The organism is Mycobacterium sp. 1245499.0, assembly GCF_001673615.1.
Classification (GTDB): Bacteria; Actinomycetota; Actinomycetes; order Mycobacteriales; family Mycobacteriaceae; genus Mycobacterium; species Mycobacterium europaeum_A.
Genome location: NZ_LZMG01000063.1, coordinates 1 through 11953 on the forward strand (window position 1 = coordinate 1; position 11953 = coordinate 11953).

At 68.6% G+C, this 11953-nt stretch carries 10 protein-coding genes, 1 other RNA gene and 1 pseudogene; 6 read left to right on the forward strand and 6 right to left on the reverse strand.

Annotated elements, in window-relative coordinates; all coding sequences use genetic code 11:
- Positions 1-42: 42 nt before the first annotated feature.
- Positions 43-417, reverse strand: a pseudogene (locus A5646_RS03180) (helix-turn-helix domain-containing protein); the annotation flags it as partial.
- 47 nt (positions 418-464) lie between these two features.
- Here A5646_RS03180 and A5646_RS03185 point away from each other — a divergent pair.
- Positions 465-1097 (forward strand): bifunctional 2-polyprenyl-6-hydroxyphenol methylase/3-demethylubiquinol 3-O-methyltransferase UbiG, encoded by a 633-nt coding sequence (locus tag A5646_RS03185; protein WP_066881428.1) that lies wholly within the window; start codon positions 465-467, stop codon positions 1095-1097.
- A 5-nt stretch (positions 1098-1102) separates the two neighbouring features.
- Here the strand turns inward: A5646_RS03185 and A5646_RS03190 are convergent, their stop codons facing one another.
- Entirely contained in the window at positions 1103-1813 is a 711-nt protein-coding gene (locus A5646_RS03190) for a 2OG-Fe(II) oxygenase (protein WP_066862853.1), read from the reverse strand.
- 78 nt (positions 1814-1891) lie between these two features.
- Between A5646_RS03190 and rnpB the strand changes: the two genes are divergently transcribed.
- Positions 1892-2292: RNase P RNA component class A (gene rnpB, locus A5646_RS03195), an RNA gene on the forward strand.
- A 74-nt stretch (positions 2293-2366) separates the two neighbouring features.
- Here the strand turns inward: rnpB and A5646_RS03200 are convergent.
- Both A5646_RS03200 and A5646_RS03205 read right to left on the reverse strand, forming a co-directional pair.
- Entirely contained in the window at positions 2367-3911 is a 1545-nt protein-coding gene (locus tag A5646_RS03200; protein ID WP_066881427.1) for a CYTH and CHAD domain-containing protein, read from the reverse strand.
- 99 nt (positions 3912-4010) lie between these two features.
- A complete protein-coding gene (locus A5646_RS03205; protein ID WP_066881426.1) occupies positions 4011-4259 on the reverse strand; it encodes a hypothetical protein in 249 nt (82 codons plus the stop codon).
- A 185-nt stretch (positions 4260-4444) separates the two neighbouring features.
- On the opposite strand from A5646_RS03205, the gene A5646_RS03210 reads away from it, so the two are divergent.
- Complete coding sequence (locus A5646_RS03210; protein WP_067019798.1) at positions 4445-4825, forward strand: heme-binding protein; 381 nt, start codon at positions 4445-4447, stop codon at positions 4823-4825.
- Between the two features lie 10 nt (positions 4826-4835).
- On the opposite strand, the gene A5646_RS03215 is transcribed toward A5646_RS03210, so the two are convergent.
- Together A5646_RS03215 and panB are read right to left on the reverse strand one after the other, a co-directional pair.
- Positions 4836-6026, reverse strand: a complete 1191-nt coding sequence (locus A5646_RS03215; protein ID WP_082984611.1) for a 1,4-beta-xylanase — start codon at positions 6024-6026, stop codon at positions 4836-4838.
- A gap of 177 nt (positions 6027-6203) precedes the next feature.
- Entirely contained in the window at positions 6204-7052 is an 849-nt protein-coding gene (panB, locus tag A5646_RS03220; RefSeq protein WP_066862859.1) for a 3-methyl-2-oxobutanoate hydroxymethyltransferase, read from the reverse strand.
- Between the two features lie 145 nt (positions 7053-7197).
- Between panB and A5646_RS03225 the strand changes: the two genes are divergently transcribed.
- The 3 genes from A5646_RS03225 (at position 7198) to A5646_RS03235 (ending at position 11927) form a co-directional block, all read left to right on the forward strand.
- A complete protein-coding gene (locus A5646_RS03225; RefSeq protein ID WP_066881449.1) occupies positions 7198-8589 on the forward strand; it encodes a wax ester/triacylglycerol synthase family O-acyltransferase in 1392 nt (463 codons plus the stop codon).
- 52 nt (positions 8590-8641) lie between these two features.
- A complete protein-coding gene (locus A5646_RS03230) occupies positions 8642-10204 on the forward strand; it encodes an alpha/beta hydrolase (RefSeq protein ID WP_156748841.1) in 1563 nt (520 codons plus the stop codon).
- Between the two features lie 154 nt (positions 10205-10358).
- Entirely contained in the window at positions 10359-11927 is a 1569-nt protein-coding gene (locus A5646_RS03235; RefSeq protein WP_156753060.1) for an alpha/beta hydrolase, read from the forward strand.
- The last annotated feature ends 26 nt before the right edge of the window (positions 11928-11953 follow it).

The following is an 11953-nucleotide window of genomic DNA, read 5'->3' on the forward strand; positions in this document are numbered from 1 at the left end:
GGGCCCTGTCGGTCAGCACCGACGAACTGTTGCAGGCGCCGCCGGCTCCCGACCCGCGGGTGCGCGGCGCCGCGCGCTGACCCGGACCTTGAACGCGTGCAGGCCGCCGGCGGGGCCCTGCCGGGTCAGCGGCCAATAGGTGACGCCGTGGTGAGTGCGCGCGGCGCCGCGCACCCGCGGGTCGGGAGCCGGCGGCGCCTGCAACAGTTCGTCGGTGCTGACCGACAGGGCCCGGGCCAGCCGGGGCAGGTGATCCAAAGCCAGCCGACGTTTCCCGGATTCGAGGCGGCTCAGCGTCGAGACGTCGATCCCGGCCCGCTCGCCGACCTCCTGCAGCGTCAGGCCGCGTTGCGCGCGCAGTTCCCGGAGCCGCTGGCGCACCAGGAGGTCGATGTCGGGGGTGGTTTTTGCCTGCATGGCAATTCAGCTTGGCAAATGAGGCACGGGGTAGGCAAGCTCGCGGTATGGAGAATTCGTGCAAACCTGATGATGCTGTGCAGTTTTGGGAGGAGCGCTACCGCTCGGCGGAGCGGGTGTGGAGCGGACGGGTCAATCCCCGCCTGGCCGAGGTGACCGCCGACCTGCCGGTGGGCCGGGCGCTCGACCTGGGCTGCGGGGAAGGGGCCGACGCCCTGTGGCTGGCCGAGCGCGGCTGGCAGGTGGTGGCCGTGGACGTCTCGGCCACCGCGCTGCGCCGGGCGACCGAGGCCGCGTCGGCCCGGAATCTGCTCGCGCGCATCGACTTTCAGCGTCATGATCTCAACGAGAGCTTCCCAGACGGGACCTTCGACCTGGTGTCCGCCCAATATCTGCACTCGCCGGCCCGGCTGGAACGCGACGGGGTGTTGCAGCGGGCCGCCGAGCGGGTGAATCGCGGTGGCGTGCTGTTGATCGTCGACCACGGCGCGCCACCGCCATGGGCGGAGCATCACGATCACCACTTCGCCGGGATCGAGGAGGTCCTCGGGTCGCTGGATCTCAACGCGCCGCGGTGGACGCGGCTGCGAACCGAGGCCGTCGAGCGCGAAATGGTCGGCCCGAACGGGGAACTCGGAACGATGGCCGACAACGTGATGGTCCTGCGACGAACCGGGTAGGCCTGTTACGCCGCGTCGTGAAAGATCAGTCCCATCGCATAGCGCTCACCGGAGCGAACCACCGAGACCCCGTGGCGCACCGGCGCCGCGGACCAACCCCGCGCCGAGGGCACCGGCCGTTCCCGGGTGGTGAAGACATACCCGTGCCCCTGCGGCAATTGTGTTGCCATGCCACGGGATTGGGCCCGCAGCCGTTGCTCGACGAGCAGGAATTCGCCGCCGGTGTAGTCGGTGTCCGGGTTGCTCAGGTTGATGACGACCTGGAGCGGAAAAACCAAGTCACCATACAGGTCTCGATGCAGCGCATTCCAGTCACCCGCACCGTATTTCAGCATCAGGGCGGTGGACCTGCGCTGGCCGGCGGCGTGGCAGGCCGCCAGCCAATCGTCGAGGCTGTCCGGCCACGGCGCGTCCCGGCCGAGCTTGGCCCACCACTCGCGCGCGATCGGCAGCAGCCGGGGGTAGAGGGCCTGCTTGAGCGCCTCGATGGGTTCGGGGTAGGGCGCATGAAAATAGCGGTACTGCCCGGCGCCATAGCGTTTGGGCGCCATGTCGATGGTCGACCGGAACAGGCCGTCGTCGGCGTAAAGCGCGCGCAGGCGGGCCGCTTCGGTAGGCGTGATCAGCCGCGGCAGCAGCGCCCCGCCGTACTCGTCGACCTCCGCAGCGATCCCAAGCCAATCGCCGGAGTCCACGCGCTTGTTCCATCGGCCCATCAGGTCCACGATAGAGCCGCGCGAGCCGTGGTTGCTGGCCCCGGCATGGGTGCAGGTAGTACCGTGGTTCGTCGCGGACGAGTTGGCCGGGCGGCCGCGGACCGTCGCAAGGCGGTTCGAGGAAAGTCCGGACTTCACAGAGCAGGGTGATTGCTAACGGCAATCCGAGGTGACTCGCGGGAAAGTGCCACAGAAAACAGACCGCCACCCACGGGTGGTAAGGGTGAAACGGTGCGGTAAGAGCGCACCAGCATCCCGGGTGACCGGGGTGGCTCGGCAAACCCCACCCGAAGCAAGGCCAAGAAGGCCGCACCCAAGGTGTGGCCGCGCAGGCGTTCGAGGGCTGCTCGCCCGAGCCTGCGGGTAGGCCGCTCGAGGCACCCGGTGACGGTGTGTCCAGATGGATGGTCGCCGCCGCGCCGCCGTTGCCTATGCGCGGCCGCGCGGAACAGAATCCGGCTTACAGGCCAACTCGTCCGCCCGCCCATTGGTGACCAGACGTAAAAGCACCCATTTTGGCGTCAAGATGGGTGCTTTTACGTCTGCTCGGCAGCTAATGCCCCGCTTTGCGCACCGCTTTGGCGAGTTTGCGCAGCGTGTCGTCGAGCTTGTCGCGGCACCGATCGGCCAGGTCGGCCTCCCGCTGGTACAACAGGCCGTAGGTGAAGGTGTCCTCGCCGGCGGCGTGCGCGGCTTCGGCTTCCTGACGCAGGTGCTCGCGGCTGACGACGCTGTCTTGATGATCGCCCAGCAGCGACTGGACCGCCTTGGCCTGTTCGGACACCCCGGCCGCGCCGGTCGCCGAGGCGGTGTAGCGAAGTCGCTTGGCGCGCTTGCGGATCCGATGTATCGCCTCGTCGCGTTGGTGTTGGTCGTCCGGGTGCTCGCGGTCCACCTGGGCGGCGGCCTTCTGGGCCTTGCGGACCTTCTTGTAGGCGGCGTCGATGGTCACCGGCGCCGGTGCCTCGGCGGTGGCCGCGCCGGGGATCTCGGCCGCTATCAGGTCGAGGGAGTCGAGCAGGCGGAAGTATCGCTGCGAGCGCATCGCGATCAGGGACCGGCGCAGCCCGGTCTGGTAGCGCCGCTGCGCACCCCCGACCAGACGTTCGCGCACCGGCCCGCGCACCAATTCCGGTGCGAGCGAGTCCAAGTCGCGTTCGTATCGCTCGGCGAGCACCTCGGCGTCGCGCGCCACCCCCAGGATCCCGGCGAGCTCACGCAACTCGTCGAGCACCCAGCCGTCGTCGGGCAGCCCGAATGACTCCTGGTAGTCCCGCAGCAGGCTGCGCAACTTGCGGGTCGTCACCCGCATCTGGTGGATGGAGTCGTAGGCGTCGGCGCGCACCGCGCGGTCCCACACCAGGAGCTCGCGCACCTGCTCGGCGATCGCGCGCTGCAGCGGATCTTCCGGCGGCGCAGCGCCGTCGGCCGCCGGCGTGGTGCCCAGCACCCGCGCCAGCTTGGAGCCGTGACCCGCCGGTGCGGCGCCGGCGTCCAGCAGCCGATTGCTCAACCGGTTCAGCAACTCGACGCCGGCCGTGCCGCTGGACAGCCCGCCGGCCTCCAGCAGCTCCAGCTCCCACTCGCGCCATTCCTGCTCGGTCGGTGCGTCGGCGTCGTCGGAGTCCCGCGTCGACCACGCGACGACATGGTCGTTGCTGAACTCGGCCAGCGCGGTGCCCGCGGCGTCGTACAGCACCTGGCTCTCCCGGCGGGTGGTGATGCGCGCGACCGGCTGCAGCGGCCGGTCGCGGACGATCGCCAACACCACGTCGGTCAGCTCGTCGGGCACGCTGTGGTTTGCGCCGGAGGCGTCCAGCGGTGTGCGCACCTCGGTGCGGGCGTCGGGCCCGGAAGGCAGCTTCAGGTGCCATCCGGCATCGGTGCCGCCGGTGCGGCGGCGCAGCGTTATCTTGTTGCGCGCCAAGTCGTGTAGGGGCGTGTCGAAGTACGTCGCATCGAGGGTTTGCATCGGCGACTTCTCGACGTGCGCCACCGCGGCGATCCCTTCGAACGAGGGCGACACGGTGGACTCGACCACGTCGAACTTGCGCTCGACCTCGAGATGACGCGAGGTCTGCGGCGCTTTTGCAGGCATCTTCGGCTCCACTGAAGGCGGGGCGGGCGCGTAGGGCACCCATAGCCTGCCATACCGAAAAGACGAGGCCGCCGCGGATCGGCCGGCGGCGGCCGCGGCTTACGGCGGCGGCGGAGGAGGGGCCGTCGTGTCGTCTTCGGGCAGCGGCGCATACACCGCCGGCGGCGGGACATAGCGTTGAATGTTGTCGGCGATGTTGGTGCACCCGCTCACCGAAATGCGCCGGCCCGCGCCCACGCACACCGTCGCCTGCACCCGATCGGCGGAATGGGCCGGACCAACAATGGTGGGAATCCCGGCCAAGCCCGAGAACGCCAGCAACGCGGCAAACCAGCGGCGCCGATTCATCTGCGGTCTCCTTTCCAGCCACCCTGGAACCATTGTGCCGTCGTAGCGCGGCGGGCGGGCCGAGATCGAGGAATGGATCCGCATTTCCATGCGGCCCGAATTCGCGCATGCGCGGCGAGAAAACCCCTTATGGTTTGCGGTACGAACGGCCGCGCCTGCGGACGCGAAGACGAAGGAGCGTTTCCATGGTGTCTTTTGTTCGCCCGGCGGCCCGGGTCGCGTCCGGCGCAATAGCGGCCGGCGCGGTGAGCGTGGCGATGCTTTTCGCGACGGCCGGTTCGGCCGCCGCGGATTGGCCGGCGGACGATCCCGAACCGGCGCCCTCGTCGCAACCGAATTGCACGGCGGCCGACCTTGCCCAGGTGTCGTCGGGCGTCGCCGCGGCGACGTCGGGGTATCTGTTCGCCCACCCGGACGTCAACGCGTACTTCACCAGTTTGAAGGGGCAGCCGCGCGACGACATGCGGGCGCAGCTGAAGCAGTACATGGACGCCAACCCGCAGACCCACGCCGACCTCGAGGGCATCCGCCAGCCGTTGACCGACTTTCAGAATCGGTGCCGCTGACCGAGCGCCGTCAGCCCGCCGGCGGTGGTGGCGGCGGCTGCAGGTGCATCGCCAGGTCGCCGCACTCGAGGATCGTCTGGATCTCGGTGTCGCGGAATGGCCGCCCGTCCGGGCCGAGCAGGTCGTGAAACCACTCCTGCGGCATCGCCGGGTCCGGGTTCGGCTGGTCCCAGGAATCCCAGGGGAAGTAGGTCTGCGTCTTGCCGGCGACCAGTCCCCAGTTGAACGCGCCGACGCCTGCGCGCTTGGCGATGGGCAGGATGTCTTGGACCGTGCTGCCCAACGGCCGGGCCATGTACTCGGTGCACAGGATGGGCCGGCCCTGCGGTACGAGTTCGGCGATGCGGCTCTCGAACTCCGCCGGCGCGGCGTAGGAGTGAAAGGTGATGACGTCGGAGTTGTCGAGCTGGATGCCGCTGATGACGCTGCGGCGACCCGGGTCGGCCCACTCGCCGTGCCAGACGCCGCTGGTCAACGGCTGGCAGGGATCGACCAGCCGCGCCCACTCGAACACCTGCGGAAGTAGCCGGGCGACCAGATCCACCTTGTCTTTCCGCTCGACCTTGGCGTAGGCATCGGCCGGGTTGTCCGGCTCGTTCCACAGGTCCCAACCCAGGACGCGGTCGTCGCTGCGGAACTGCGTCAGCACCCCGGTGACATAGCCGCGCATGGTGTGCAGGTAGCCGGGATCGTCGAGGCGCGCCGCCCCCGGGCTCTGCACCCAGCCGGAGTTGTGGATTCCCGGCCGGGGCGCGCGCTGCGGGCCCGCCTGGGGGAAGGGATCCCAGCACGAATCGAACAGGACGAACAGCGGCTTGATGCCGTGCCGTGCCGCGATGTCGACGAATTGGGCGAGGCGCCCCTGAAACCCGCGGTAATCCTGCGCCCATAGCTGATCGTGCAGGAACACCCGTATCGCGTTGAACCCGTTGGTTCGCGCCCAGCCCAGTTCGGTGTCGATGCGCCGGGGGTCGAAGGTTTCGCGCTGGAACATCTCCAGCTGGTTGATGGCGTTGGAGGTGATGTAGTTGGCACCGACCGGCCAGCCCTGCGCCTGATACCAGCGGTTGGCGCGCTCGGGTGACCACCGGGCCGCCTGCGGCGAGGTGCGGGGCGGTTGGGCGGACGCGCGTGGCGTCTGGGCCAAAGCCATGCCTCCTGCCACCAGCAGCGGCAACGCCAACACCGCTCGACGGTGCACGGAGTCACCGCGATTCCCCCGGTTGATGTGGTCCACCCCTGCTCGTCAGAGTTCGGTTGGTCTCTGCGGGCAATCGTACAGCGCTGTAGCGCAACGCTTTTCAGCGGTTGGGCGGTGACAGCGGTAACGCCGCCGACCAGGCGTGCAGCGTGCGGTGAGGACTTCGCCGGGGTGAATCTAGAAGCAGTGCTCTTCGGCGGGGAAGGTCCCGCCGGCCACCTCTTGCGCATATTGCGTTGCGGCCCGGCGCAATTCCCCGCCGATGTCGGCGAACCGCTTGACGAAGCGGGCGGCCTTGCCGCTGCTCATGCCGGCCATGTCCTGCCAGACCAGGACCTGGCCGTCGCAGTTCGGTCCGGCCCCGATCCCGACCGTGGGGATGGTCAGCTTGCCGGTGATCTGGGTGGCCAGCTCGGCGGGCACCATCTCCATCACGACGGCGAACGCACCGGCCTCGGCGACGGCGATCGCGTCGTGCACGGTCTGCTCCGCCGCGTCACCGCGGCCCTGCACCCGAAATCCGCCCAGGCCGTTCACGCTTTGCGGGGTGAACCCGATGTGCGCCATCACCGGGATGCCGGCGGCGGTCAGGCAGGCGATCTGCTCGGCGACCCGCTCGCCGCCCTCGAGCTTGACCGCGTGCGCGCCGCCCTCCTTCATGAAGCGGGTGGCGGCGGCCAGCGCGGCGGCCGGTCCGGCCTCGTAGCTCCCAAACGGCAGGTCGGCGACGACCAGCGCGTGCGGGGCACCCCGCACCACGCCGCGCACCAGCGGAATCAATTCGTCGATCGAGACGGGCACGGTGGTGTCGTAGCCGTACACCACGTTGGCCGCCGAGTCGCCGACCAGCAGGACCGGGATGCCGGCCTCGTCGAAAACGCGGGCTGTCGAATAGTCGTAGGCCGTCAACATGGCCCACTTGTGGCCCTCGGCCTTCATCTTCTGCAGGTGATGGGTGCGAATCTTGGGCCGCGGCTTTTCGGGCTGCGCAGGCGAGTTGGCACCGTAAACGTTGTGCTCAGACATCATTGTCCCTAGTGGTGGTCGGTTCGATCCTCGTGGCCTGCAGGGTCAATCCTGACTGGTCCCCGGGTTCGTTTGACTACTTGATTCTGCCATTTCTTTTGCGCAGTTGCACCGCCGCGGCAGTGTGAGACATACCATGCTGCGCATGCAGCGGCTGAGTGGACTGGACGCCAGCTTCCTGTATCTCGAGACGTCGTCGCAGCCCCTGCATGTGTGCTCGATCATCGAACTGGACACGTCGACGGTGCCGGGCGGTTACGCCTTTGACCGGCTGCGCGACGCCCTGGCGCTGCGCATCAAGGCGATCCCGGCGTTCCGCGAGAAGCTGGCCAACAGTCCGCTGAACCTCGACCACCCGGTCTGGGTGGACGACGAGAAATTCGATATCATCCGTCACCTGCACCGCATCGCGGTGCCGGCACCGGGCGGGCGGACCGAGCTTTCCGAGATCTGCGGCCACATCGCCGAGACACCGTTGGATCGTGGCCGGCCGCTGTGGGAGATGTGGGTCATCGAGGGCGTGGCCGGCACGGACTGCCACCGGGACGGGCGGTTGGCGGTGATGACCAAGGTGCACCACGCCGGAGTCGACGGGGTGACCGGCGCGAGCCTGATGTCGCAGTTGTGCGCGACCGAGCCCGACGCCCCGCCGCCGGAGCCGGCCGAGGGCGTCGGCGGAGCCCATGGTTGGCAGATCGCGGCGGGCGGGCTGGTCCGCTTCGCGACCCGGCCGCTGCACCTGGCCAACGTGGTGCCCGACACCGTCTCGTCGGTGCTCGCCACCGTGCGACGGGCGCGCGACGGTCTGACCATGGCCCGTCCCTTCGCGGCGCCGCGGACCGTCTTCAACGCCAGAATCAGCGACCGCCGCAACGTCGCTTATGCCGAATTGGATCTCGGCGACATCAAAACGGTGAAGAACCATTTCGACGTCAAAGTCAACGACGTCGTGATGGCCTTGGTTTCCGGTGTGCTGCGCCAATACCTGACCGACCGAAACGAATTGCCGAAGTCGTCGCTGGTGGCTTCGGTCCCGGTTTCGGTGCACGGCAAATCCGACCGGCCCGGCCGCAATCAGGTATCGGCGATGTTTTCCTGTTTGCATACCCAGATCGACGATCCCGTGGAACGCCTGAAAGCCATCGCCGAGGCGAATTCGATTGCCAAAGAACACAGTTCAGCTATCGGCGCATCACTGCTGCAGGATTGGTCGCAATTCGCCGCGCCGGCGGTTTTCGGTATTGCGATGCGGTTGTATGCCAGAACCCGGTTCACCGACAGCATGCCGGTGCACAATTTGGTCGTCTCGAACGTGCCCGGGCCGCAGGTTCCGCTGTACCTGCTGGGCTGCGAGGTCAAATCGATGTATCCGTTGGGGCCGATTTTTCACGGCTCGGGACTCAACATCACCGCGATGTCGCTGCAGGGCAAACTCGACGTCGGGCTGGTCGCCTGTCCGGATCTGGTGCCGGACCTGTGGGAGATTGCCGACGAGTTCGCGGTGGGGCTCGAAGAGCTGCTTGCGCTCGCGCGGTAGCTCCGGCGGCGGTGCCGCTCATCCGGATCTCAGGTTTCCTCTGGCAGCATAGGTGGGCATGGGCCTGTCTCGCCGCGCCAAGATCGCGCGCACGCTGCTGATCTGGACGTCGATGGCTGCCGTCGCGCTGCTGCTGGCCGGCTGTGTCCGTGTGGTGGTGGGACGCGCCGTCATGTCCGGGCCGAAGCTGGGTCAGGCCGTGGAGTGGACGCCGTGCCGGGCGGCGAACCCGAAGGTCAAACTTCCGGCCGGCGCGCTGTGCGGCAAACTGGCCGTGCCGGTCGACTACGACCACCTCGACGGCGACGTGGCGACGCTGGCGATGATTCGTTTCCCCGCGACCGGGGACAAGATCGGCTCGCTGGTGATCAACCCCGGCGGACCGGGGGAGTCCGGTATCGAGGCGGCGCTGGGTGTCGTGCAGTCGTTGCCCAAGAAGGTTCGCGAACGCTTCGACCTGGTCGGCTTCGACCCCCGCGGGGTGGGGGCGTCGCGCCCGGCGGTCTGGTGCAACTCCGACGCCGACAACGACCGGCTGCGCACCGAGCCCAACGTCGACTACAGCCCGGCGGGTGTGGCCCACATGGAAGACGAGACCAAGCAGTTCGTCGGCCGCTGCATCGACAAGATGGGCAAGGGTTTCCTGGCCAACGTCGGGACCGTCAACGTCGCACGCGATCTCGATGCCATCCGCGCGGCGCTCGGTGACGAGAAGCTGACCTATCTCGGCTACTCCTACGGCACCCGGATCGGCTCGGCGTACGCCGAGGCCTTCCCGCACAACGTGCGGGCGATGATCCTCGACGGTGCCGTCGACCCCAACGCCGACCAGATCGAGGCGGACCTGCGCCAGGCCAAGGGATTCCAGGACGCGTTCAACGACTACGCCGCCGAATGCGCCAAGCAGCCGACCTGCCCGCTGGGCACCGATCCGGCCAAAGCCGTTGACGTCTACCACAGCCTGGTCGACCCGATGGTCGATCCGAACAACCCGATGGTGGGCCGCCCCGTCCCGACCAACGACCCGCGCGGCCTGAGCTACAGCGACGCGATCATCGGGACGATCATGGCGCTGTATTCGCCGAACCTGTGGCATCACCTGACCGACGGGCTGGCCGAGCTCGTCGACCACCACGGCGACACCCTGCTCGCCCTGGCCGACATGTACATGCGCCGCGACTCGCACGGCCACTACAGCAATGCCACCGACGCGCGGGTGGCGGTCAACTGCGTGGACCAGCCGCCAATCACCGACCGCGCCAAGGTGATTGACGAAGACCGCCGCTCCCGTGAGGTCGCCCCGTTCATGAGCTACGGGCAGTTCACCGGCAACGCGCCGCTGGGTACCTGCGCGTTCTGGCCGGTGCCGCCGACCAGCAAGCCGCACACCATTTCCGCGCCCGGCCTGGCGCCCACGGTGGTGGTGTCGACAACCCATGACCCGGCCACCCCGTACAAGGCCGGCGTCGACCTCGCCAACGAGCTGCGCAGCTCGCTGCTCACCTACGACGGCACCCAGCACACGGTGGTGTTCCAGGGCGACGGCTGCATCGACAACTACGTGACGGCGTATCTGGTCGGTGGTTCCATCCCGCCGAGCGGCGCCAAGTGCTAGCCACCCGGCGACGCTGCCGCCGAACGTGCACTCACGGCGAGGTTTTCGTCGATTCTGCGCCGTGAGTGCACGCTCGGCGAGGGCGCGAGCCACTTGAGAGCCGAGACCAAGGCGTAATCGTTTCGCGCTGTGACGGGTACCCGCGGCTGCAACGATGACAGCCATGTCGCGCCTGAGATCCTTGAGCTCGGCGCTGTTTTCATTCGGGCTGCTGCTCGGTGGCACCTTCGTCGTCGCGCTGCCGGTGGCCGCGGCCACCCCCGAACCCGGTGCCGGGCAGACGCCGGGCCCGAACCCGCCCTCGGCCGCGGTGCCGCAGGGGTGGGGGAGCTGTGGCCAATTCGTCAGTGACACAAGCGAAATCCCGACCGCGCAGTGCACCACCGTGTCGGTGCCGATCGACTACAACAATCCCGCGGGGGCGCAGGCCAAGCTGGCGGTGATCCGGGTCCCGGCGTCGGGGCAGCGGGTCGGCTCGCTGCTGGTCAACCCCGGCGGTCCCGGCGGCTCGGCGGTCGACATGGTGGCCGCGATGGCCCCGGATTTGGCGAACTCTCCGATCAGGCGCAACTTCGATCTGGTCGGCTTCGACCCCAGGGGTGTCGGCCACTCGACGCCCGCGCTGCGCTGCCGCACCGACGCCGAGTTCGACGCCTACCGGCGCGAGCCGATGGTCGACTACAGCCCCGGCGGGGTCGCGCATATCGAGCAGCTCTACCGGCAGCTGGCCCAGCAGTGCGTCAACCGGATGGGCGCGGCGTTTCTGGCCAACACCGGCACCGCCTCGGTCGCGCGCGACATGGACCTGGTGCGCCAGACGCTGGGCGACGACCAGATCAACTACCTGGGCTACAGCTACGGCACCGAGTTGGGCACCGCCTATTTGGAGAAGTTCAGCAACCACGTGCGCGCGATGGTGCTCGACGGCGCCATCGACCCGACCGTCGGGCCGATCGACGAGAACGTCAACCAAATGGCCGGATTCCAAACGGCTTTCAACGACTACGCCACCGACTGCGCGCGCTCACCGGGCTGTCCGCTGGGCACCGACCCGAGCCAATTCGTCAACCGCTACCACGCGCTGGTCAACCCGCTGGCCACCAGGTCCGGCAAAACCGCGGACCCGCGCGGCCTGAGCTACGCCGACGCGACCACCGGCACCATCAACGCGCTCTACACCCCGGCGCACTGGAAATACCTGACTAGCGGGCTGCTCGGCCTGGCCCGCGGCACCGACGCCGGCGACCTGTTGTTGCTCGCCGACGACTACGACGGGCGCGACAAGAACGGGCACTATGCCAACGACCAGGACGCGTTCAACGCGATCCGCTGCGTCGACGCGCCCAACCCGACGGATCAAGCCAGCTGGGTGAGCGCCGATCAGCGGATCCGGCAGGCCGCGCCGTTCCTGAGCTACGGGCAGTTCACCGGAAATGCTCCGCGCGATTTGTGCGCGCTGTGGCCGGTGCCGGCGACGTCGGCGCCGCACGCCGCGCCGCCCATGGCGCCGGGCAAGGTCGTCGTCGTCTCCACCACGCACGACCCGGCCACGCCGTACCAGGCCGGGGTGAACCTGGCCCGCCAGCTCGGCGGCCCGCTGATCACCTACGACGGGACCCAGCACACCGCGGTGTTCAACGGCCACCAGTGCGTGGACACCGCCGTCGTCCGGTATCTGGTCGCCGGCACGCCGCCGCCGGCCTCCTACCACTGCCAGTCCTGACTGCGCGGGGTCACCCGCCCGCCGCC

Coding starts and splice junctions, on each gene's coding strand:
- A5646_RS03185 (WP_066881428.1), top strand. CDS start 465: ATGGAGAATTCGTGCAAACCTGATGATGCTGTGCAGTTTTGGGAGGAG.
- A5646_RS03190 (WP_066862853.1), bottom strand. CDS start 1,813: ATGGGCCGATGGAACAAGCGCGTGGACTCCGGCGATTGGCTTGGGATC.
- A5646_RS03200 (WP_066881427.1), bottom strand. CDS start 3,911: ATGCCTGCAAAAGCGCCGCAGACCTCGCGTCATCTCGAGGTCGAGCGC.
- A5646_RS03205 (WP_066881426.1), bottom strand. CDS start 4,259: ATGAATCGGCGCCGCTGGTTTGCCGCGTTGCTGGCGTTCTCGGGCTTG.
- A5646_RS03210 (WP_067019798.1), top strand. CDS start 4,445: ATGGTGTCTTTTGTTCGCCCGGCGGCCCGGGTCGCGTCCGGCGCAATA.
- panB (WP_066862859.1), bottom strand. CDS start 7,052: ATGTCTGAGCACAACGTTTACGGTGCCAACTCGCCTGCGCAGCCCGAA.
- A5646_RS03225 (WP_066881449.1), top strand. CDS start 7,198: ATGCAGCGGCTGAGTGGACTGGACGCCAGCTTCCTGTATCTCGAGACG.
- A5646_RS03235 (WP_156753060.1), top strand. CDS start 10,359: ATGACAGCCATGTCGCGCCTGAGATCCTTGAGCTCGGCGCTGTTTTCA.